At 62.3% G+C, this 21,425-nt stretch carries 19 protein-coding genes; 14 read left to right on the plus strand and 5 right to left on the minus strand.

The genetic code is table 11. The annotated features are described in order from the left end of the window. Positions 1-10 precede the first annotated feature (10 nt). The 9 genes from E0E29_RS02515 to E0E29_RS02555 all read left to right on the plus strand — a co-directional run bounded on the left by E0E29_RS02515 (position 11) and on the right by E0E29_RS02555 (position 8,688). A complete protein-coding gene (locus E0E29_RS02515; RefSeq protein ID WP_130848495.1) occupies positions 11-952 on the plus strand; it encodes an ABC transporter permease in 942 nt (313 codons plus the stop codon). Continuing rightward, positions 952-1,806 carry an ABC transporter permease gene (locus E0E29_RS02520; protein WP_130848496.1) on the plus strand — a complete coding sequence of 285 codons (855 nt, stop codon included), beginning with the start codon at positions 952-954 and terminating at the stop codon, positions 1,804-1,806. The genes E0E29_RS02515 and E0E29_RS02520 overlap by 1 nt, the downstream gene beginning before the upstream one ends. A 15-nt stretch (positions 1,807-1,821) precedes the next feature. Beyond that, the gene (locus tag E0E29_RS02525) at positions 1,822-2,811 is read left to right on the plus strand and encodes an ABC transporter ATP-binding protein (RefSeq protein ID WP_130848497.1); all 990 of its coding nucleotides are present in this window, start codon (positions 1,822-1,824) and stop codon (positions 2,809-2,811) included. Next, on the plus strand, positions 2,799-3,770 hold the full coding sequence (locus tag E0E29_RS02530) for an ABC transporter ATP-binding protein (protein WP_130848498.1): 972 nt from the start codon (positions 2,799-2,801) through the stop codon (positions 3,768-3,770). Before E0E29_RS02525 ends, E0E29_RS02530 begins: the two co-directional genes overlap by 13 nt. A 29-nt stretch (positions 3,771-3,799) precedes the next feature. Then, positions 3,800-5,392 carry an ABC transporter substrate-binding protein gene (locus tag E0E29_RS02535; protein ID WP_130848499.1) on the plus strand — a complete coding sequence of 531 codons (1,593 nt, stop codon included), beginning with the start codon at positions 3,800-3,802 and terminating at the stop codon, positions 5,390-5,392. Positions 5,393-5,485: 93 nt separating this feature from the next. Next, on the plus strand, positions 5,486-6,184 hold the full coding sequence (cuyB, locus tag E0E29_RS02540) for a cysteate racemase (RefSeq protein ID WP_130848500.1): 699 nt from the start codon (positions 5,486-5,488) through the stop codon (positions 6,182-6,184). A gap of 18 nt (positions 6,185-6,202) precedes the next feature. Then, entirely contained in the window at positions 6,203-7,237 is a 1,035-nt protein-coding gene (locus E0E29_RS02545) for a P1 family peptidase (protein ID WP_130848501.1), read from the plus strand. 13 nt (positions 7,238-7,250) lie between these two features. Beyond that, positions 7,251-8,063: a M55 family metallopeptidase gene (locus tag E0E29_RS02550; RefSeq protein WP_130848502.1), complete on the plus strand. Its 813-nt coding sequence runs from the start codon at positions 7,251-7,253 to the stop codon at positions 8,061-8,063. A gap of 178 nt (positions 8,064-8,241) precedes the next feature. Next, positions 8,242-8,688, plus strand: coding sequence for an Hsp20/alpha crystallin family protein (locus E0E29_RS02555; protein WP_130848503.1), 447 nt, complete (start codon positions 8,242-8,244; stop codon positions 8,686-8,688). Between the two features lie 75 nt (positions 8,689-8,763). Here E0E29_RS02555 and tsaA read toward each other — a convergent pair whose 3' ends face one another. From tsaA to E0E29_RS18560, 3 genes are read right to left on the minus strand one after another with little or no spacing between them, the layout of a single operon-like run. Further along, complete coding sequence (gene tsaA / locus E0E29_RS02560; RefSeq protein WP_130848504.1) at positions 8,764-9,456, minus strand: tRNA (N6-threonylcarbamoyladenosine(37)-N6)-methyltransferase TrmO; 693 nt, start codon at positions 9,454-9,456, stop codon at positions 8,764-8,766. Next, positions 9,449-10,069 (minus strand): EAL domain-containing protein, encoded by a 621-nt coding sequence (locus tag E0E29_RS02565; RefSeq protein WP_242622392.1) that lies wholly within the window; start codon positions 10,067-10,069, stop codon positions 9,449-9,451. The genes tsaA and E0E29_RS02565 overlap by 8 nt, the downstream gene beginning before the upstream one ends. After that, positions 10,030-11,388, minus strand: a complete 1,359-nt coding sequence (locus tag E0E29_RS18560; protein ID WP_130848506.1) for a diguanylate cyclase domain-containing protein — start codon at positions 11,386-11,388, stop codon at positions 10,030-10,032. The genes E0E29_RS02565 and E0E29_RS18560 overlap by 40 nt, the downstream gene beginning before the upstream one ends. A gap of 224 nt (positions 11,389-11,612) precedes the next feature. Here E0E29_RS18560 and E0E29_RS02575 point away from each other — a divergent pair, with 224 nt between their 5' ends. The 4 genes from E0E29_RS02575 (at position 11,613) to ppdK (ending at position 16,854) form a co-directional block, all read left to right on the plus strand. Beyond that, the gene (locus E0E29_RS02575; RefSeq protein ID WP_130848507.1) at positions 11,613-12,551 is read left to right on the plus strand and encodes a YitT family protein; all 939 of its coding nucleotides are present in this window, start codon (positions 11,613-11,615) and stop codon (positions 12,549-12,551) included. Between the two features lie 52 nt (positions 12,552-12,603). Then, entirely contained in the window at positions 12,604-13,368 is a 765-nt protein-coding gene (locus tag E0E29_RS02580; protein WP_130848508.1) for a 4Fe-4S binding protein, read from the plus strand. A gap of 3 nt (positions 13,369-13,371) precedes the next feature. Beyond that, entirely contained in the window at positions 13,372-14,124 is a 753-nt protein-coding gene (locus E0E29_RS02585) for a nitroreductase family protein (protein ID WP_130848509.1), read from the plus strand. A 102-nt stretch (positions 14,125-14,226) separates the two neighbouring features. Beyond that, positions 14,227-16,854 carry a pyruvate, phosphate dikinase gene (gene ppdK, locus E0E29_RS02590; protein WP_130848510.1) on the plus strand — a complete coding sequence of 876 codons (2,628 nt, stop codon included), beginning with the start codon at positions 14,227-14,229 and terminating at the stop codon, positions 16,852-16,854. 239 nt (positions 16,855-17,093) lie between these two features. Here ppdK and E0E29_RS02595 read toward each other — a convergent pair whose 3' ends face one another. Together E0E29_RS02595 and E0E29_RS02600 are read right to left on the minus strand one after the other, a co-directional pair. Beyond that, positions 17,094-18,158 carry an FUSC family protein gene (locus E0E29_RS02595; RefSeq protein WP_130848511.1) on the minus strand — a complete coding sequence of 355 codons (1,065 nt, stop codon included), beginning with the start codon at positions 18,156-18,158 and terminating at the stop codon, positions 17,094-17,096. Further along, a complete protein-coding gene (locus tag E0E29_RS02600; protein WP_130848512.1) occupies positions 18,145-18,588 on the minus strand; it encodes a MarR family transcriptional regulator in 444 nt (147 codons plus the stop codon). The genes E0E29_RS02595 and E0E29_RS02600 overlap by 14 nt, the downstream gene beginning before the upstream one ends. A 292-nt stretch (positions 18,589-18,880) precedes the next feature. Between E0E29_RS02600 and E0E29_RS02605 the strand changes: the two genes are divergently transcribed. Continuing rightward, the gene (locus tag E0E29_RS02605) at positions 18,881-21,418 is read left to right on the plus strand and encodes a hybrid sensor histidine kinase/response regulator (RefSeq protein ID WP_130848513.1); all 2,538 of its coding nucleotides are present in this window, start codon (positions 18,881-18,883) and stop codon (positions 21,416-21,418) included. The last annotated feature ends 7 nt before the right edge of the window (positions 21,419-21,425 follow it).

The raw sequence follows: 21,425 nt of genomic DNA on the forward strand, positions 1-21,425 counted from the left end.
AAAAAAGTCCATGAAAAGCTATCTCATCAAACGGGTCCTTCAGGGTGTGCTGCTGGTAGTATCCGTTTCCATTCTGGTCTTCAGTCTGCTCTATATGATGCCGGGCAATCCGGTGGATATGGTGGTGGACCGGAAGGTGTCGGCAGAGAAAAAGGCCGAGATCGCCCACGAGATGGGCTATGACCGCCCCCTGGTGGAGCAGTATGTGGATTGGGTGAAGGGAATCGTCCTGGAGCGGGACTTCGGCACCTCCACCCGGTATAAGGTGCCGGTGTGGGACCTGATGGCCTCCCGAATCCCCAAGAGCCTCACCCTGTGCGGCTGGTCTCTGGTCATCGAGCTGCTCATCGCCCTGCCGGTGGGCCTCTTATGCGCCATCAAAAAGGACTCTCTCTTTGACCGGCTCACGGTGAACTTCACCCTGATCCTCACCGCCATGCCGGCCTTCTGGCTGGGCGCCCTGCTCATCCTGATCTTCGGCGTGTGGCTGGACATCCTGCCCATCAGCGGCGACAAGAGCGCGGCCTACTTCATCCTGCCGGTATTCTCCCTGGTGGCCTCCAGCGTGGCGGGTTCCATCCGTCTGACCAAGGCCGAGGTGCTGGAGGTCCTCAACGAGAAGTATGTCACCACCGCCTTTGCCAAGGGCCTGACCCGCCGGACCGTCATGGTCAAGCATGTGCTGCGCAACGCCCTCATCGTGGTCACGGTTCAGGTCTTTATGTCCATCCCCTGGCTCATCTCCGGCGCGGTGGTCACCGAGAAGATCTTCAATATCACCGGGATGGGCAACCTGCTGCTCAACTCCATCGTGGTACAGGACTTCCCGGTGGTGCAGGCGGTGCTGCTCATCATCGCCATCCTGACGGTGATCTGCAACCTGATCAGCGACATCGTCATTGGCCTTCTGGATCCGCGCATCCGGATCGCAATGGGGGGAGGTGACAAGTGATGGGCGGAAGAAGCAATAAGGTAAAAGAGACCCTCCTGTCCTGCCTGAAGAACTGGAATTTTATGGTAGGATTTGTGATTTTGCTCAGCGTCATCCTGGTGGCTGTCTTCGCCGATGTGATCGCCCCCTACGACTACACCGACCAGCTGGTGGGGGCAAAGTACACCGCCCCCTGCGCCGAATTCTGGTTCGGTACCGACGAGCTGGGCCGGGACGTCTTCTCCCGCACCATCTACGGTACCCGCATCACCCTGTGGGTGGCCTTCCTGGGCGCCACCCTCCAGCTGGTCATCGGCGTCACCGTGGGCCTCATCTGCGGCTACTTCGGCAAGTGGGTGGACCGGGTGTTCTCCTTCCTCACCGACCTCACCTGGTGCATCCCCGGCACCATCCTGGCCCTGGCGGTGGTCACCCTCATCGGCAAGGGCCTCACCAACTCGGTCATCGCCATCTCACTGGTCTCCTGGGCCAGCTATGCCCGCCCCATCCGGGCCAAGACCATGTCCCTGAAGACCATGTCCTTTGTGGAGACCGGCGCCGCCTTCGGTGAGTCGGCCTTCTCCCTGATGTTCCGGTATATCTTCCCCAACGTGGTCCCCTCTCTCATCGTCATGGTGTCCATGAGTCTGCCGGGCACCATATTGTCTACCACCACCCTCTCCTTCCTGGGCCTGGGCTCCCAGGCACCCTCTCCCGATTGGGGCCTGGCCCTGTCAAACGGCATCAACTATATCGGCAGAGCCCCCTGGCTGAGCATTTTCCCCGGCATCGCCCTGGTCTACACGGTGATCGGCTTCAATCTGCTGGGCGAGGGCCTGAGAGATGTGTTGGATCCCCATATGAAGGCGCAATAAGGAGGGGCACGGTATATGAGTGAAGAATTGTTGAGACTGGATCACCTGTGTATCGACTATAAGGTCAAAGGCGGTCTTCTCTCCGCCGTCCACGACGTGAGCTTTTCCATCGGGCGGGGCGAGATCTTCGCCGTGGTGGGCGAGTCGGGCTGCGGCAAATCCACCGTGGCCCACAGCATCATGAATCTGCTGCCCGGTGGCAACGCCCGGGTCAGCGGAGAGATCCTGTTCAAGGGAAAGGACCTGCGGACCTGCTCGGAGAAGCAGATGGAGGCCATCCGGGGCAAGGAGATCGGCATGATCTTTCAAAACCCCCTGGATTCCCTCAACCCGGTCTATACGACGGGTACCCAGGTCCAGGAGGCCATCCTGCTGGACCGTGTGGACCGGCAGGAGGCCTGGAACCGGGTGGTCAATCTCTACCAGGACGTGAAGATGCCAGACGCCCAGGAGCGGGCACGGAGCTATCCCCATGAGCTCTCCGGCGGTATGCGGCAGCGGGTGATGATCGCCATGATGCTCTCCCGGAACCCGGAGCTGCTCATCGCCGACGAGCCCACCACCGCCCTGGATGTGACCATCGAGGCCCAGATCCTGGAGATCATCAAGGACCTGAAGGAAAAGTACCACACCGCCATTATGCTCATCACCCACAACTTCGGCCTGGTGGCCGAGGTGGCGGACAGGATCGCCGTGATGTACGCCGGCGAGGTGGTGGAGTGGGGGGATGTGTTCGAGATCTTCGAGCAGCCCAAACACCCCTATACCCGGCTGCTGATGCAGGCCCTGCCCCGGCGGACCAAGAAGGAGGGGCGGCTCCAGACCATCGACGGGTCGGTGCCCCGCATCCTGGACCAGAAGCCGGGCTGCCGGTTTGCCAACCGCTGTCCCATGGCGTCGGAGCGGTGCTTTGCCCAGACGCCGGAGACGGCCATGGTCAGCCCCACCCACGGCTGCCGGTGCTTTGCCGTCGGCGGAGAGGAGGCACAGACATGTCAGCAATGATCCAGCTGAACCACCTGCAAAAGCACTTCAAGTTCTCCAAGGGCCTCATCAGCACCGACAAGCGGGTGGTCAAGGCGGTGGACGACATCTCCTTCTCGGTAGAGAAGGGGGAGATCGTAGGCCTGGTGGGCGAGTCGGGCAGCGGCAAGACCACCCTGGCCCGGGTGGTGCTCAGCCTCTCCAAGATGACCGGCGGCGACGTGCTCATCGACGGGGTGGACCTGGCCAAGGCCACCCGCAAGGACATGGATAAGCTCCACCGGGACATCGCCGTGGTCTTCCAGGACCCGGCCTCCAACCTAAACCCCCGGCAGACGGTGGAGAGCTCCATCATGCGCCCCATGATCATCCACGGCGTCCCCCGGGCCGAGGCCCGGAAGAAGGCCGGAGAGGTCCTAGACATGGTCAAGATGGACCGGCGCTATCTGGACAGCTATCCCCACCAGCTCTCCGGCGGACAGCTCCAGCGTATCGCCATCGCCCGTGCCCTGGCCCTCTCGCCCAAGATCATGATTCTGGATGAGCCCACCAGCGCTCTGGATGTCTCTGTCCAGGCACAGATCCTCAACCTGCTGCTGGACCTCCAGGAGGAGATGGGGCTCACCTACCTCATCATCACCCACGACCTCAACGTCATCAAGTACATCAGCGACAAGATCGCCGTCATGTACCTGGGCAAGCTGGTGGAGTTCGGCCCCACCGAGGAGGTGGCCGAGCACCCCAAGCACCCCTACACCAAGGGCCTCATGGACGCCGCCCCCATTCTGGACCCCCGGCTTCGCGGCCGGAAGAAGGAGATCATGCAGGGGGATGCCGGCAGCCTCATCAACATGGGCGCCGGCTGCCGGTTCGCGCCCCGGTGCCGGTACGCCGGTCCGGAGTGCCGGGAGCGGGACCCGGAGCCGGTGACCGTGGGAGAAGATCATCAAGTGGCCTGTTTCCACCCACTTGAGATATAATTGAGATTCAGATAAGGAGGAACAAGTTTATGAAAAGAAGATGGATCGCAATGGCCCTCTGCGGCGCTATGCTGGCCGGTGTGCTCTCCGGCTGCGGCGGCAATGACGGCGGCAGCGCTGAGGGCGGGGATACCGCGGAGCGGGAGGTCTTCGTGGTCTCCGACGACGAGTGGTACGGCACCGACCCCTACCAGCAGGACGCCTGGACCAGCGTCCAGTCCATGATCGCCGACCCCCTCTTCACCCTCAACCCCGACGGCGGCGACCTGCTGGACGGCCTGTGCACCGACCTCACCATCAGTGAGGATGGCCTCACCATGACCATGACCGTGCCCGAGGGCAAGTACTACGCCACCGGCGAGCAGGTGGAGCCCGAGGACGTGGTGGCCTCCATCGAGTGGGGCCTGGAGGTGAGCCCCTACGCCGACGGCTACTCCAACATCGAGTCCATGGAGGTGGACGGCCGGAACGTGATTTTCCACCTTTCCACCTTCCGCTCCGACCTGCTCTACTACCTGGGCGAGTGCTTCATGGGCGTCATCGACAAGGACCAGCTGGACTCTATGACCAAGGACGAGCTCATGTGGGGCGCCGTGCCCTACGGCATGTACTCCGTGGAGGAGTATGAGCCCGGCTCCGGCGTGACTCTGGTGGCCAACGAGGGCTACAAGTCCGACAACCCCCTGGTCACCAACAAGGGCCCTGCCCAGATCAAGCGTGTGGAGGTCAAGTTCAACTCCAACCAGGAGGAGTTCACCATCCTGGAGGAGTACAAGGCCGGCGATATCGACATGGTCAGCGGCGGCGGCTTCGGCTCCGACAGCCGCTCCCAGCTGGAGGGCCTGGAGGGCTTCCAGATCGTGGGCAAGTCCTACCCCAACATCGAGTACTTTGAGCTCAACACCGACGAGGGCAGCGTCTTTGAGGACATCGCCGTGCGCCAGGCCGTGGCCCTGGCCATCGACCGCGACGCCCTGTGCGCCCTCACCGACGGTGACGCCGTGCCCGCCTACTCCATGATCTACGACTCCGTGAAGAACTTCTCCCAGGAGGCCAAGGACGACTTCATGGCCAACTACGCCAACGACCCCGAGCGGGCCAAGCAGATCCTGGCCGATGCCGGCTACACCGACTCCGACGGCGACGGCTACGTGGAGAAGGACGGCGCTCCCCTGGAGTTCACCTTCTATACCCGCTCCTCCGGCACCAGCATCACCATCGCCCAGGGCCTCCAGGAGCAGATGAAGGACATCGGCATCCAGATGAACATCGAGTCCATCGACTGGAACTATGTCTACGAGAACATCAACAACGACGCCTATGATGCCGGCATTGAGGTGCTGGAGTGGGCCGAGCCCATCCTGGTCCTGAACAGCTGCTACTACGACCAGGATGCCCCCGGCAACGATGACGCCTACTACGCCGCCGTGGAAGACGCCGCCTCCACCGTGGACAGCGACGAGCGTACCGCCAAGATCGGCGAGATCCAGATGGAGATGTTCAAGAACTGGAACATCATCCCCTTCTACAGCGATGTCGCCTACATCACCCACGCTGACTATGTCAAGGGCCTCGTGGTCCAGGCCGACAGCTCCCTGTACTGGAACGACCTGAGCTTCTAAACCCTGTTCCGAATGAAAAAAGCACTGGCGCCGGTACGGAAAGTACCGGCGCCATCGTGCGCGTACAGACAAATCCAGAAAGAGGGTAACAAAATGGAGCACCCCATCGGTATCATCGGCGGCATGGGCCCCATGGCCTCCCAGCTCTTTTATAAAATGGTGACGGAGCACACGGCGGCGGAGCGGGATCAGGACCACATCGATCTCATTCTGCTCAGCGACGCCTCCATGCCCGACCGGACGGCGGCCATCCTGTCGGGGCAGTACGAGGGGCCCTATGAGCAGCTCCTCTCCGACGCCCGGCTGCTGGAGCAGTGCGGCTGCACCGCCATCGCCATCACCTGCAACACCGCCCACTTTTTCGCCGACATGATCGCCGACAAGATCGGCATTCCCATCCTCCACATGATCCGGGAGACGGCGGCCGCCCTGGCCGGACGGTGTCCCGGCGGCGTTGTCGGCGTCATGGCCACCGACGGCACGGTGCAGACCGGTCTCTACCAGAAGGCCCTGACCGAGCGGGGCCTCACCCCCTGGACCCCTCCGGCGGAGATCCAGAAGGAGGTCATGCACCAGATCTACGACCGGGTGAAAAAGGGCCTGCCCTGCGACCAGGAGAGCTGGACACGCATCGAAGCGGCCTACCGGCAGGCGGGCTGTGCCGCCGTGGTGCTGGCCTGCACGGAGCTCTCGGTCATCAAGGCCGACGAGGGCCTGGGGGACTGGTATGTGGACCCCATGGAGACCCTGGCCCGGAAGGTCATCGAGACCGCCGGAAAGACCTATCGCTGAGGAGAGGAGAACAAGACTATGGGACTGCCTGAAAACAGCGGCTTTGACCTCCACGCCAAGTGGCCCCGGGGAGAGCGGGACCTCATCACCGACGTGCCCGGGGTGAAGGTGGGCCATGTGACACTGAAGGAGGGGGACGTCCACACCGGCGTCACCGCCGTGCTGCCCCACGGGGGCAACTGCTTCCAGGACAAGGTGATGGCCGGGGTGTCGGTCATCAACGGCTTCGGCAAGAGCGTGGGCCTCATCCAGATTCAGGAGCTGGGTACCATCGAGACCCCCATCCTCCTCACCAACACCCTGAGCGTGGGCACCGCCTGTGAGGAGCTCACCCGGTATATGCTGGAGGGAAATCCGGACATCGGGGTCACCACCGGCACGGTGAACTGCGTGGTCACCGAGTGCAACGACGGACGGCTCAACGACATTCGGGGCCTCCACGTCCGCCCTGAGCACGTCCGTGAGGCCCTGGCCAACGCGAGGGAGGACTTTGAAGAGGGGGACGTGGGCGGCGGCACCGGCATGGTCTGCCTGGGCCTCAAGGGTGGCATCGGCTCCGCCTCCCGGCGGGTGGAGGTGGACGGCCAGACCTACACCGTGGGCGCCCTGGTCATGTCCAACTTCGGCGCGCCGGGCAACCTCATCATCGGCGGAAAGCACTACGACACCAACCTGGGCCGGGACGAGCGGAAGGACGAGGGCTCCATCATCATGCTCCTGGCCACCGACATCCCCCTCAACGAGCGGCAGCTGAGTCGGCTGGCCAAGCGGTCCATGGTTGCCCTGGGCCGGGTGGGCTCCTACTGCGGCAACGGCAGCGGCGACATCGCCATCGCCTTCACCACCGCCAACCGCCTGCCCCATTACAGTGAGAAAAACATCCTGGAGACTAGGATGTTCTACGACGAAAACATCGACCGGGTATTTGTGGCCGGGGTGGAGGCGGTGGAGGAGGCCATCATCAGCTCCCTCTACCACGCCGAGACCACCACGGGTGTCCGGGGCAACTGCTACCTGGGCCTCCGGGACTTCGTGGCCAGGTACGGCGGTTAAAGGGGGCGATCCTATGGCAGTTTATTTCATCAGCGCCGACCTGGAGGGGATCACCGACGTCACCGCCTGGTGCGAGACCGAGCCGGGCGGCCAGGGCTACGAGGAGGCCCGGCTCCAGATGACCCGGGAGGCGGCGGCGGCCTGTGAGGCCATCCTGGCCGCCGGCCACCAGGTGGTGGTCCGGGACGGCCACGACTGCGCCCGGAACCTCCTGCACGACAAGCTGCCCCGGGGCGTGCGGCTCATGCGGGGCTGGGCCTGTCACCCCGGCTCCATGATGGCCGGTGTGGACGGAAGCTATGCCGGCGCCCTCTATGTCGGCTACCACGCCCCCGCCGGCACCGACGGCAGCCCCCTGGCCCACACCATCAACAAAAACATCATCCGCTGCCTGAAGATCAACGGCCGCGTCGCCTCCGAGTTCACCCTCAATTCCCTGTACGCCGCCCAGATGGGGGTGCCCTCCATTTTCCTCAGCGGCGACGAGACCATCTGCCGCCTGGCGGCGGAGGAGATCCCCGGCCTCACCACCGTGGCGGTGAAGGAGTGCCGGGGCAACTCCACCTTCAACCTCCACCCCGACGACGCCTGCGAGGCCATCCGGGCAGGAGTGGCGGCGGCCCTGGCCCGGCCCCTGCCGGTGCGCCCGGTGCCGGAGGAGTTGGTGCTGGAGGCCGATCTCACCGGCCACCAGGCGGCCCGCCGTGCCCAGGCCCTGACGGCCCTGGCCCGGTCCCCCTTCACCCGCACCGCCGTGGATGCCGTCTCCTACACCGCCCACAGCCCTACGGAGCTCAACCAGGCCGTGGAGGAGATCATTGGCTGAGGCCCTCCCGCCGGAAATCGCTTATTTTATGAACAAACATCGTTCCTTTTGTAAACATTAGCACTCTCGCATTGAAAGTGCTAATTCACAGTGCTATAACATAATTGTTCCAAGAAGAGGAGTTCAGAGAGCTCCTCCGCAGGGCAAAAAGTAAGTGCTGTGAATGGAGGAATGACTTATGTTGCCCAGCATTTTTGGTGAGAACCTGTTCGATGATTTCTTTGATGACCGCTTTGGGATGTTCCCCATGTGGAATAATAGCCGTGATCCGCTCTACGGCAAGCACGCCAAGAACCTGATGAAGACCGATGTGCGGGAGACCGAGAACACCTACGAGGTGGATGTGGATCTGCCCGGCTTCAAGAAGGACGAGATCACCGTGGACCTGAAGGACGGCTACCTGACCATCAGCGCCGCCAAGGGCCTGGACAAGGACGAGAAGGACAAGGAGGGCCGTTACATCCGCCAGGAGCGCTACGCCGGTGCATGCAGCCGGAGCTTCTACGTGGGCGATGTGAAGCCCGAGGACGTGGCCGCCAAGTACGAGGACGGTATCCTGAAGCTGTCCATGCCCAAGCAGGGCAAGCCGGAGCTGCCCAAGCGCTCCACCATCGCCATCGCCTGATGGAACAAGTTCATACCGATTGATCTGTAAAAAGGGGGCGCTCCCAGAGATGGGAGCGCCCCCTTTTGCATACCTTCAGGGCTTCAGAGCTTCAATGGACAGGACGGTGAGGGTGTTGCCGGAGACGGAGAAGCGGATGTTGTGACCGGCAAAATCCATGCCGTAGACCCGGTCCGGGTCGTGCTGGTAGGAGGGCCTGGGGTCGCGGGAGAGAACCCCCAGCAGGGCACGGGCCTTGTCCTCCGGCAGACGCTCCAGCAGGGCGGGCGGGCAGTCCACCTCCAGCTCGGCGCCGCCGGTGGGGGCGAACCCCCCCAGGGCCTCGGGATGGCAGTCTGCGTAGGGGAGGTAGGGCTTGATGTCCAGAATGGGGGTGCCGTCCATGAGGTCGGCCCCCGAGACGATGAGCTGGGGGCCGTCGGGGGTGTGGAGCCGGATCTCCTCCAGCTTCACGGCGGAGAGGCCGATGGGGTTGGGCCGGAAGGGGGAGCGGGTGGCAAAGACCCCCATGCGCTCGTTGCCCCCCAGCCGGGGCGGACGGACGGTGGGGGACCAGCGGGCACCCACTGAGCGGGAAAAGACCCACACCAGCCACAGATGGGAAAAGCCCTCCAGCCCTCGGAGGGCGTCGGGGTTGCGGTATTCCGGCGTAAAGACCACCGCCGCCCGGAGGGACTCCACCAGGCCGCTCTGCCTGGGGATGCCGAACTTGGTGGGGAAGTCGCTGCGGATGTGGGCCACGGGGGCCAGAGTGAGGGCCTCAGACACGGGGCAAAGCCTCCTTTTCAGCAGTGTTCAGGAAGGTAACCAGCGCCTCCTCGGGCATGGGCCGGGCCAGGTGGTAGCCCTGGAGCCAGTCCACGCCGCAGCCGCCCAGGGCGTCGGCCTGGGCCTGCGTCTCCACCCCCTCGGCCACCACCGCCACGTCCAGCTCGTGGAAGAGTGCCACCAGGCCGTGGATGAGCTGGCGGCTACGGGGGCTGGCAGGGTAGGCGCTGAGCAGGCTGTGGTCCAGCTTGACGCACTGGAAGGGGAGGTCCAGAGCGCAGGACAGGTTGGACCAGCCGGTACCAAAGTCGTCCAGGTAAAAGTGGATGCCCATACCGGAGAGCTGCCCCATCACCTCCGCCGTACGGCCGATGTCCTGGGCGGCCACCCGTTCGGTGATCTCAATCTTCAGCCGGTCAGGGGAGAGGGCATAGGTCTCCAGACAGCGGCGCAGCCGGGGGACCAGGTCAGGGTCCAGGAACTGCTGCATGGACAGGTTGATGGACACACTCTCCTGGGCGGAGGCCGTCCCTCCGCCCAGCAGGCGGCAGACCTCCTCCAGCACCAGCCAGCTCAGCTCGTCGATGAGACCGGACTCCTCTGCCAGGGGAATGAACTCGGCGGGGGGATGGGCTCTCCCTCCGGGCTGGAAAGGCGAAGCAGGGCCTCGGCGGAGGTGAAGGCGCCGGCGGCGGTGCTCCACACCGGCTGGTACCACACCTGGAACCGGCGCTCCTGGAGGGACTGACGCATCAGGGAAACCAGATCCTTGCGGCGCTGGAGCATCTGTGCCGCCTGCCCCTGGAAGCGCACCGGTTCGCCGTCGCCCTTCCGGGCCAGATCCAGGCTGTACTCCAGAGCCTCCAGCAGCCGCCCCACCGTCCAGTGCTCACCGGCACACAGCAGGTCGGCCAGACGCACGGTGAGCACGGCCTGCGCCGCCCCCAGGCTCAGAGGCTCCGCGAAATGGTTCCGAATGGTCTGGAGCCGGGCGGCGCCGTCAGCGTCAGGGTAGGGGAGGAGCAGGGCGAACTCCACATTGCCGAACCGAAAGACCCGGCCCCGGGGGAAGAGCCGCTCCAGCTGCCGGGCGACCTCGTAGAGAAAGGAATCTCCCATCCGGTGGCCGAAGCGGCGGTTGATGTCGGAGAACTGTTGGAGCCCCAGCAGGATCACCTGGAACCGCTGGCGGCTGGCCAGGCGGAGGGAGAGCTCGTTGCAGAAGCTGTTGCGGTTGCCCACGCCGGTGAGGCTGTCCTGCTCCACCAGACGGCTCTGAAAGCTGATGTAGAGGATGAGGTCGGCCATGGTGACGATGGCACCGTTGAGGAGGATCTCGGGGTAGAGGCGCTGGAAGATGATCATGAGCACTACCAGCGGGGGCAGGGTGCGCATAACGTGGACCATGCTCCGGCTGACGCTGGGGCGGTTGCGCAGATAGCACACCATCAGGGCGGCCAGCTCCACCGCCAGGATGCCGTAGCCCAGGGCATTGAGAGGACCGCGGCGGTAGGCGCCCTGTTCGTCGAAGAAAAAGAGAATGCCGCTGCGGAGGTTCCACAGCACCGCTGCCGCGAAGAAGAGCGTCAGTACTGCCACAAAGACGATGGCGCGCCGGAGAGTCCGGTCGCTGTACGCATGCTCCAGGATCAGGGAGAAGAGATAGGCCGCCATGACCGAGCACATGAGGACGCTGATAAAAAAGTAAAGGCTGTTGAGCAGCACGTTGAGCCACAGGGGCACCACAATGGTGCCACCGATGGTGAACACGCACAGAATGTTCAGCAAAATGGAGTCCAGAGAGAGCAGCAGGCAGGCCTGATACACGCGCTGACGGCGGGTGGGCGCCTGTTTTTGTCCATGGGAGGAGAACATCAGCAGCACCAGTATGATGATACAGAGCAATTCCGCCGACAGGGACCACCGAATCATGCCGTCACCTCCTCTGCCCTCTTCAAACGGAAGTCATATCGAGTATTTTATCACGAATTTTGGGAAATGAACAGGGAAAATCCCGCCTTTCATGAGGAGCGACGTTGCGGAGAATGAAATTTCATAGGATGATAAACCAGCGGGAACCGCGTGACTTTTCCCCGGACAGCATGCTATACTTATTTTATCAGAAACCATACAAGACCAAGATCGGAGCGTGAAATATGCGGAAGCTGCCCAAGTGGATCCAGAACCTGCGGGGACTCTCACCCGCCAATTTTCTCTTTTTGACGGTGGCCGGGCTCATCAACGCCTTCGGCGTCACCATCTTCCTTGCCCCCGTCAAGCTCTATGACAGCGGCATCTCGGGGACCTCCATGCTGCTCTCCCAGCTCACCCCGGAGACGTGGACCCTCTCTATCTTCCTCCTCCTCCTCAACACCCCCCTCTTTCTCTACGGGCTGCGGCGGCAGGGGTCGGTCTTCACGGTGTACGCCATGTATACGGTGGCCGTCTACTCCCTGGGTGCGTGGCTCATCACCGATGTTCTCCCCGTGGACGTGACCATGGCCTCGCCCCTGGCGGGGTCCGACCTCCTGCTGTGCGCCCTCTTCGGCGGCCTCATCTCCGGCCTGGGCAGCGGCCTGGCCATCCGCTACGGCGGCGCCATGGACGGCATGGAGGTCATGGCGGTCATCTTTGCCAAGCGCCTGGGCGTGTCGGTGGGCACCTTCGTGATGGCCTACAACATCATCCTCTATATCATATGTGGTGTGGTCCTCCAGAGCTGGATCCTCCCACTCTACTCCATCGTCACCTACATGGCCGCCCTCAAAACGGTGGACTTCATCGTGGAGGGCCTGGACCGGTCCAAGGGGGTCTTTATCGTCACCGTCCGGCAGGAGGAGGTGTGCCGGGCCATTTCTGAGACCTTTGAGCACGGCATGACCATCGTGGACGCCAAGGGTTTTTACTCCAACTCTCCCCGGACTCTCATTTACGTGGTGGTCAACCGCTTCCAGATCATCCCCATGAAGGATCTGGTCCACCGGATCGACCCCACCGCCTATATCACCATCCACGAGGTGGCCGACGTCTTTCAGATGAACCAGGACAGTGCTCCGGCGCCCAAACCTGAACCCACGCCTGAGCTTGAGCCGTAAAACCATACATAGGAACAGGTCTGATGCACCAGACCGGAAAGGTGGAAACATCATGCGCTCTTTCTTCTTCAGCCCCAGAGGAACCACGAAAAAGACCGCCCGGGCCATTCTGCGGGACTTCGGCCCGGTGGAGGAGCGGGACCTTCTTGGCCGTCCCCTCACCGAGGACCTGACCGTGCCGGCGGAGGAGCCGGTGCTGGTGGCCATGCCGGTGTACGCCGGACGCATCCCCCAGCACTGCTTCGAACAGCTCTCCGCCCACCTGAAGGGCCACGGCGGCCCGGCCATCGCCGTAGCGGTGTACGGCAACCGGGACTACGACGACGCCCTCACCGAGCTTCAGGATCTGCTGGAGGGGAACGGCTTCCACGTGGTGGCCGCCGGCGCCTTCATCGGCCGGCACTCCATCTTCGACCACGTGGCCGCCGGCCGGCCCGACGAGGCCGATCTGGCCGCCATGGCCGACTTCGGTCGGCGCTGCCGGGAGATCCTGTCCGCCTACAACCCCGGCGGGGACCATGCCCCCATTGCCATCAAGGGCAGCCATGACCTGCCTTCCCACAAGCGGGTGCCCTTCCACCCCTCCGCCGGGGACCGGTGCATGAAGTGCAACGCCTGCGCCAACGCCTGCCCCGCCGGCGCCATTCCCAAGGATACTCCCTGGGTCACCGACAACGACAAGTGTATCTCCTGCGGCGCCTGTATCTACCTCTGTCCCACCCAGACCCGGCAGTACCGGGGGGAGGCCTATGAGACCACCGCCAGAGGCTTTGAGGCCAAGTGCGCCAAGCGCCGGGAGCCGGAGGTGTTCTTTTAAGCCGTGAATGAGATCATACAGAGCCTTTACGACCGCAAGTCGGTGCGGGCCTTTGAGGACCGGCCGGTGCCCGGGGAGCTGAAGGAGGCCATTCTGGCCGCCGCCGCCCAGGCCCCCACCGCCGGCTGCCAGCAGCTCTACACCATCCTGGACATCACAGACCAGGCCCTCAAGGAGGCCCTGGCCGAGACCTGTGACCACCAGCCCTTCATCGCCCAGGCCCCGGTGGTCCTCGTCTTCTGCGCCGACTGCCTGCGCTGGTATGACGCCTACCGGGCGGCGGGGCTCTCCCCCCGGCGCCCCGGCCCCGGCGACCTGATGCTGGCCGTCACCGACGCCGCCATCGCCGCCCAGAACGCCGTGGTGGCCGCCCAGAGCCTGGGACTGGGCTCCTGCTACATCGGGGACATCATGGAGCGGTACGAGGACCAGCGCAAGCTTTTACATCTGCCACCCTGGGTCTTCCCCGCCTGTATGCTGGTGCTGGGCTGGCCCACCCAGCAGCAAAAGGAGCGGAAAAAGCCGGAACGGTTCGACAAGTCCTTCATCGTCCACGAAAATGGCTACCGCCGCCTGGACGAGTCCGCCCTCCGGACCATGTTCCGGGACCGCTGCGGCGGCCAGACCTTTGAGGGTTTCCTCTCCGCCTTCTGCCATCGGAAGTACGAATCGGACTTTTCCAGGGAGATGAGCCGTTCTGTGGGGGAGTATCTCCAAGACCTGGAACAGGTGGCGGAGCTTTCCACGGAAAAATAACCAAAGTCAGAGAAAGTTTTGTTGCAATTTTCTATCGGAATGGTATAATTGTGGCAAGCGATACCAAATCGACTTTTGAACTTCAATAAGGAGGATGAACCAATGGCAAAATTTGTCTACGACTTCTCCGAGGGCAACGGCTCCATGCGTGAGCTGCTGGGCGGCAAGGGCGCCAACCTGGCGGAGATGTCTAACCTGGGCATGCCTGTGCCCCAGGGCTTTACCGTGACCACCGAGGCCTGCACCCAGTACTACAACGATGGCCGCACCATCGCTCCTGAGATCGAGGCCGAGATCATGGAGCACCTGGCCAAGCTGGAGGAGAAGACCGGCAAGCAGTTCGGTTCCACCACCAACCCACTGCTGGTGTCCGTGCGCTCCGGCGCCCGCGCCTCCATGCCCGGCATGATGGACACCATCCTCAACCTGGGCCTCAACGACGTGGCTGTGGAGGGCTTTGCCGCCAAGACCGGCAACCCCCGCTTTGCCTATGATTCCTACCGCCGCTTCATCCAGATGTTCTCCGACGTGGTCATGGAACTCTCCAAGAAGCGTTTTGAGGAGATCATCGATGACCTGAAGGACAAGAAGGGCGTCAAGCAGGACGTGGAGCTGGCTGCCGACGACATGAAGGAGCTGGTTGTCCGCTTCAAGGAGTTCTATAAGAACGAGAAGGGCGAGGACTTCCCCCAGGACCCCAAGGTCCAGCTGATGGAGGCCGTCAAGGCCGTGTTCCGCTCCTGGGACAACCCCCGCGCCAACGTCTACCGCCGCATGAACGAGATCCCCTACGACTGGGGCACCGCCGTCAACGTCCAGTCCATGGTGTTCGGCAACTCCGGCAACAACTCCGGCACCGGCGTGGCCTTCACCCGCAACCCCGCCACCGGTGAGAAGGCCCTCTTCGGCGAGTACCTCATCAACGCCCAGGGCGAGGACGTGGTGGCCGGTGTGCGTACCCCCTCTCCCATCAGCAAGCTGCAGGAGGAGATGCCCGGCGTGTACGATCAGTTCGCCGACATCGCCACCCGCCTGGAGCAGCACTACAAGGATATGCAGGACATGGAGTTCACCATCGAGGATGGTAAGCTGTACATGCTCCAGACCCGTAACGGCAAGCGCACCGCCGCCGCTGCCCTGAAGGTGGCCGTGGACCTGGTGGACGAGGGCATGATCGACGAGAAGGAGGCCGTGTGCCGCGTGGAGCCCAAGCAGCTCGACGCCCTGCTGCACCCCACCTTTGACGCCGAGGCCCTGAAGAAGGCCGCCGTGGTGGGCAAGGGCCTGGCCGCCTCTCCCGGCGCCGCCTGCGGCCGCGTGGTCTTCACCGCCGAGGAGGCCAAGGAGTGGGCCGCCCGCGGCGAGAAGGTCGTCCTGGTCCGTCTGGAGACCTCTCCTGAGGACATCGAGGGCATGCAGGTCTCCCAGGGTATCCTCACCGTCCGCGGCGGTATGACCTCTCACGCCGCCGTGGTGGCCCGCGGCATGGGCACCTGCTGCGTGTCCGGCTGCGGCGACATCGTGGTGGACTACGCCGCCAAGCAGTTCACCCTGGCCGGCAAGGCCTATAAGGAGGGCGACTGGATCTCCCTGGACGGCTCCACCGGCAACATCTACGGTGAGGCTGTGGCCACCGTGCCCGCCGATCCCGGTTCCGGCTACTTCGGCCGCCTGATGGGCTGGGCCGACAAGTACCGTCAGCTGGGCGTCTACACCAACGCCGACACCCCCCGCGACGCCAAGCAGGCTGTGGCCTTCGGCGCCCAGGGCATCGGTCTGGTCCGCACCGAGCACATGTTCTTCGAGGGCGACCGCATCAAGGCCGTCCGTGAGATGATCGTGGCCGAGAACACCGAGGAGCGCAAGAAGGCTCTGGCCAAGCTGCTGCCCTATCAGCAGGGCGACTTCGAGGGTATCTACGAGGTCATGGGCGAGCGTCCGGTGGTCATCCGCTACCTGGATCCCCCGCTCCACGAGTTCCTGCCCACCAAGGCTGAGGACATCGCCGAGCTGGCTGCCGACATGGGCATCACCGCCGAGCGGCTCACCGAGGTTGTGGCCTCCCTCCACGAGGTCAACCCCATGATGGGCTTCCGCGGCTGCCGTCTGGCTGTGGCCTATCCTGAGATCGCCGAGATGCAGACCACCGCTGTCATCAACGCCGCCATCAACGTCACCAAGAAGGGCCAGTACACCATCAAGCCCGAGATCATGATCCCCCTGACCACCGACGTCAAGGAGATGAAGTACGTCAAGGAGGTCGTGGTGAGCACCGCCGATCGGATCATCGCCGAGTCCGGCATCGACCTCAAGTATGAGGTGGGCACCATGATCGAGGATCCCCGCGCCGCCCTGCTGGCCGGTGAGATCGCCACCGAGGCTGAGTTCTTCTCCTTCGGCACCAACGACCTCACCCAACTGACCTTCGGCTTCAGCCGTGACGACGCCGGCAAGTTCCTGGGCTACTACTACGACAAGAAGATCTACGAGTCCGATCCCTTCGCTCACCTGGATCAGAACGGCGTGGGCAAGCTGGTGGAGATGGCCGTCAAGGCCGGCAAGGCCACCCGTCCCGAGATGCACATGGGTATCTGCGGCGAGCATGGCGGCGACCCCACCTCTGTGGAGTTCTGCCACAAGGTCGGTCTGACCTACGTCTCCTGCTCTCCCTTCCGTGTGCCCATCGCCCGTCTGGCCGCCGCTCAGGCCGCCATCAAGAACCCCCGGTAAGGAAGCGTTCTGTCATCACCATCGGATTTGACGAGGTACAAGCCCTCTAAATTCCGCGGATGCGGTATCGAACCGTCAAAATGACAGGATCTGACCGTGGAGGTTGCTGTCTGAATGCCAAAACCCCCGCACATTCCCCAAACGGGAATGTGCGGGGGTTTTCTTGTGCCGGAGGCAGCCCTCCCTGCCGGATTACCAGGCGTATATCCTTGTGGAGATATACGGCTTTGCTTGAAAGGTTACTCTGCGTTTGGGGCGGGCAGGAACCGGAGCGCCACCAGCCGGTGAAAGATCGCCGCGAAAACCAGACCGAAGGCAGCGCCCAGAAGGGTATCTGTGATGCGCAGGATCACAGCGCCCTGGAGCCCGTAGATCCCTGCCCCCAGCATCAGCGCGCCCAGGCAGTTCATTGCCGTCTTATACCGGTAATCCGTGCAAAAGCCCAAGCATAACCCGCCCAGCGGTCCAAGCAGTGAATGGAGGGACTCAGGAATTATTAAATACAGAATAAAAAACAGGCAGGAACCCGCGACAGCCCCTGTAATCCGCTGCCGGAACCGGACGAAGGTATTTCCGGAATATGGATATTCCGACAACAGAGACCCGCAGGCAAATCCCATCCACATAAACCGCTCTACGCCAAAGACCTGTCCGGCTGTCATGACCAGGCTTACGCCGAGCGCCATGCGCAGCTGCCACAGGCAGACGGGCTTGGACAGATCAAACCTCCGTACCACATGATGGAACCGAACCGTTTTGTGCTGGTGCCGGTGCTTGAGAAACAGGATCGTGCCGCAGAGCAGGTACCCTGCCAGCGTCAGAAGCCCACGGCGGATCAGAGCCTCTCCGACGACAGGATTGCCCGTCAAATAAATATAGGCAAAACTGTATAAACCGCCGTTTCCCATCTCAGGCCGCTGAGTTGTGAGAGAAAGAAGCGCAAAAAAGGAGACGAAGTGCAGTGGGATCAAAAAAGGCGGCGGGAGTATCGCCACTGCGCTGGGCGCCAGCACCAGAATCGCCAATGCCGCCGCCAGAGCCAGGAGTGAGTCTCCGATGCAGTACTCAAAATTGACAAAACGAATGCCCAACAGGATGCAAAACAACGCCACCGCCATCGGGGTATTGTCGGAGCCAAACACGCCGGACAGCAAGCTGATGAATACAATGGCAAACGCCACAATCAAGACAGAACGTGTGGCCATGGCCACCCAGTAATACATCTTTTCCTGCTTTGTGCCGCAAGCGGCAATTTTTCGTTTGAGTATGGCAGGGTCCATTTGCAGCGCATCATAAAATTTCATCTTCCGTATCTTCCTGACCTTTCTCGATCTGTGCGGCGAGTCGATCCGCATAATACATAAACATCTCAAAATCCTTGCCGGAGCTTCGCCACAGGTCATAAAACGGCTGCAAAATACTTTCGTAGCCCTGCTTCAATTCAGCAAGGCCGGTCTCTGTGATAAATATCTGGTAGCTTCGTTCATCTGTGGCTTTCCGCTGTTTCCGTATACAATTTTTCTCATAGAGCGTCTTCAGGCAGCGGCTCACCGCCTCTTTTTTCATACCGCTTCCCTGGCTGAGGAGAACAGGGGTATTTTGATCCGGCCGCAAATACAGATGGGCCAAGAGCTCGCACTCACTGACAGTCAGCATGGATTTGCGTTTGGGCAGCAAAGACCGCGTGATCTTTTGCATCTGCTGCTGATAGTGAATCATATCTGTCCACTCCATGCAGATCTCCTTTGCATATAATTAACTTTGTTAATCATATGCACTGGAATGCGTTTTGTCAATAGCGGGAGCAAAATAATGGAACTAGTCCGGGCTGAAAAACCGAACCTGGCATATCAGTACATCTCACTGCAGCCAGGCGCCGTTTCCGCCTACAAAGCGCGGGGCGCGACTTTTGCATCATTCAAGACAGATTTTCGTTTACTTTCCAGATATTTGGCGGTATGATGATAGCATGTAAAAAGTCGGCGGGGCATCCGGCGGCACAGGCGGAGATAAAGGAGAGAATGCTGTGAACAGCGGCAAAAGAGGGTCTATCAATACGGTGCTGAGCATCCTTCTGATGGTCGCGTGCGTGAGCATGCTCATTTTTGGGGTGATCCTGGTGCGCGCTAAATTGCTCCAAAACACACAGGATCTGGGTATGTCCCTGGCCGAAAGCTATGCCGCCGAGGAGGAGCTCCAAGTGACCACCTTCCGGAATTTCCTGGAGCTCGGGAGCCAGTATGTGGAGGAACTGAGCAGCTCGGGCGCGGACACCGAAGAGATCCAGACCTGGCTCCACAGCTATTTTGCCAAGATCACCGCCATTGTAGGGGAGAACGTCATGGACCCCTATGCCGTCATCGACGGTGCCATCGTGGCCGCCAACCCCTGGGAAGGGGATGACAGCTACGACTATCAGGGCACCGACTGGTACCGCCAGGCCCTGGAGGCCGATGGGGAGGTCATCTTTACCGACGCCTATATCGACGCCATCACTGGCAGCCCGGTGATCACCGCGGCCAGAAAATTTGAGGGCTCCGACGACGTGCTGGCCATGGACATCTTCCCGCGGAACTTCCACGAGCGGGCGGAAAGCAAGAGCCTGCCTGAGGACGGCTCCCTCTACCTGTGCGACTCTAAGGGGACCCTCCTCTATTCCTCCACCAAGTGGGACGCGTCCGACGAGGAGCTCCAGTACTTCACCGACGAGCTGTTCAAGGGGATCCAGGATGGCTCCCTGCTGGCCTATGACGCCTCCTTCCGGGACCCCGACGGGGTGCAGCGGGGGGCTTACTATTATGAGATGAGCAACGGCTGGACCGTCATCCTCACCATCCCCTTCCAGACCGTCCTCATGGGGGAGCGCAATCTCCCGGTCATGGTGCTGGTGGCCGTCTCGGCGCTGGTGATGGCGGCCATGATGATCATGGTGATCCGTGACCTGGTGAACAGCCGGCGCATCCGCCGTGCCGACAGCACCATCCACATTCTGGGCGACTCCTTCTATGCCATCTACCTGGTCAACTATAAAAACAGCACCTATGAGACCATCAAGCTCTCTCCGGATATGGAGGGCACCCTTCCGGAGACGGGGGATTACCAGAGCCTGATCGACATCATCGGCACTCTGGTGGAGCCTAAGACCTTCCACGAGTTCGCTTTGGCCTTTTCCCTGGAGAGCATCCGCCAGCGGGTGGCCGCCAGGATCCCCGACTACGGCGGTGACTACCAGCGCCGCTTCGGCGACGTCTACAAGTGGGTGAACGTCCGCACCCTCTACGACAGCAGCCGCGCCCCGGATGAGGTCATCCTCTGCTTCCGGGAGGTGGATCTGGAGAAGCGCCAGCAGCTCCAGCATATGCGCATCCTCCAGGAGGCCCTGGACACCGCCAAGAAGAGCACTAAGGCCAAAAACGCCTTTTTCTCCAACATGTCCCACGACATGCGCACCCCCCTCAACGCCATCATCGGCCTTTCTGAGCTGGCCCAGCGGGACCGGGACGACCGGGAAAAGGTGGACGGCTACATGCGGAAGATCGAGTTTTCCGGCAAACAGCTCCTCTATCTTATCAACGACATCCTGGAGCTCTCCCGGCTGGAGTCGGGGCGCAACACCCTGGACTGCCGCCGCTTTGACCTGCGCCAGTGTGTGGAGGACCTCACCGCCTCCTTCCACGACATGGCGGAGAAGGACGACCGGAAGTTCTCGGTGGAGCTGGACATCACCGACACCATGGTGGAGGGCGACCCCCAAAAGCTGGGGCAGATCCTCAACAACCTCATCTCCAACGCCTTCAAGTACAGCCGGGCCGGAGACCGGGTGGAGGTGACGGTGAAGCAGTTCCACTTCCAGCAGCACAGCAAATACCAGTTCACCGTGGAGGACACGGGCATCGGCATGTCGGAGCAGTTTTTGGAGCACATTTTTGACCCCTATTCCCGGGAGACCCGGTTTACCTCCCAAACCGTCACCGGCACCGGCCTGGGCATGCCCATCGTCCAGAGCCTGGTCCAGCAGATGAGCGGCGAGATCACGGTGGAGAGCACCCTGGGGAAGGGGAGCCGCTTCACGGTGACCCTGCCCCTGGAGGCCGTCCGGACGGAGGAGGGGGCAGCGGAGACGGAGTCGGAGAAGGAGGACGTGGACCTGACCGGGAAGCGGGTGCTCCTGGCCGAGGATAACGAGCTCATCATGGAGATCAGCATGGCCATCCTCACCATGAATGGCATGGAGGTGGTCCAGGCGGTGAACGGCGCCGAGGCGGTGGAACGCTTTGCGGAAAGTCCCGCCCACTCCATCGACGCCATCCTCATGGATATGCAGATGCCCGAGATGGACGGCTGTCAGGCGGCCCAGGCCATCCGGGCCATGGACCGGCCCGACGCCGCCACCGTGCCCATCATCGCCGTCACCGCCAACGCCTTCGCTGAGGACATCGCCAAGACCACGGAGGCGGGCATGGACGCCCACATCTCCAAGCCCATCGACTTCGTCGTGCTGAACCGGACCCTGGCCCGGCTCATCAACGGAGAGAAACGTTCTCAAATGCCCGGGAAGGCTTGACTTTTCC

This window comes from Intestinimonas timonensis (assembly GCF_900626145.1).
Taxonomy (GTDB): domain Bacteria; phylum Bacillota; class Clostridia; order Oscillospirales; family Oscillospiraceae; genus Intestinimonas; species Intestinimonas aquisgranensis.

Bases quoted from the DNA above. Each gene is read 5' to 3' on its own strand.
- E0E29_RS02515 (WP_130848495.1), top strand. From the start codon at position 11: ATGAAAAGCTATCTCATCAAACGGGTCCTTCAGGGTGTGCTGCTGGTA.
- E0E29_RS02520 (WP_130848496.1), top strand. From the start codon at position 952: ATGGGCGGAAGAAGCAATAAGGTAAAAGAGACCCTCCTGTCCTGCCTG.
- E0E29_RS02525 (WP_130848497.1), top strand. From the start codon at position 1,822: ATGAGTGAAGAATTGTTGAGACTGGATCACCTGTGTATCGACTATAAG.
- E0E29_RS02530 (WP_130848498.1), top strand. From the start codon at position 2,799: ATGTCAGCAATGATCCAGCTGAACCACCTGCAAAAGCACTTCAAGTTC.
- E0E29_RS02535 (WP_130848499.1), top strand. From the start codon at position 3,800: ATGAAAAGAAGATGGATCGCAATGGCCCTCTGCGGCGCTATGCTGGCC.
- cuyB (WP_130848500.1), top strand. From the start codon at position 5,486: ATGGAGCACCCCATCGGTATCATCGGCGGCATGGGCCCCATGGCCTCC.
- E0E29_RS02545 (WP_130848501.1), top strand. From the start codon at position 6,203: ATGGGACTGCCTGAAAACAGCGGCTTTGACCTCCACGCCAAGTGGCCC.
- E0E29_RS02550 (WP_130848502.1), top strand. From the start codon at position 7,251: ATGGCAGTTTATTTCATCAGCGCCGACCTGGAGGGGATCACCGACGTC.
- E0E29_RS02555 (WP_130848503.1), top strand. From the start codon at position 8,242: ATGTTGCCCAGCATTTTTGGTGAGAACCTGTTCGATGATTTCTTTGAT.
- E0E29_RS18560 (WP_130848506.1), bottom strand. From the start codon at position 11,388: ATGATTCGGTGGTCCCTGTCGGCGGAATTGCTCTGTATCATCATACTG.
- E0E29_RS02575 (WP_130848507.1), top strand. From the start codon at position 11,613: ATGCGGAAGCTGCCCAAGTGGATCCAGAACCTGCGGGGACTCTCACCC.
- E0E29_RS02580 (WP_130848508.1), top strand. From the start codon at position 12,604: ATGCGCTCTTTCTTCTTCAGCCCCAGAGGAACCACGAAAAAGACCGCC.
- ppdK (WP_130848510.1), top strand. From the start codon at position 14,227: ATGGCAAAATTTGTCTACGACTTCTCCGAGGGCAACGGCTCCATGCGT.
- E0E29_RS02595 (WP_130848511.1), bottom strand. From the start codon at position 18,158: ATGAAATTTTATGATGCGCTGCAAATGGACCCTGCCATACTCAAACGA.
- E0E29_RS02600 (WP_130848512.1), bottom strand. From the start codon at position 18,588: ATGGAGTGGACAGATATGATTCACTATCAGCAGCAGATGCAAAAGATC.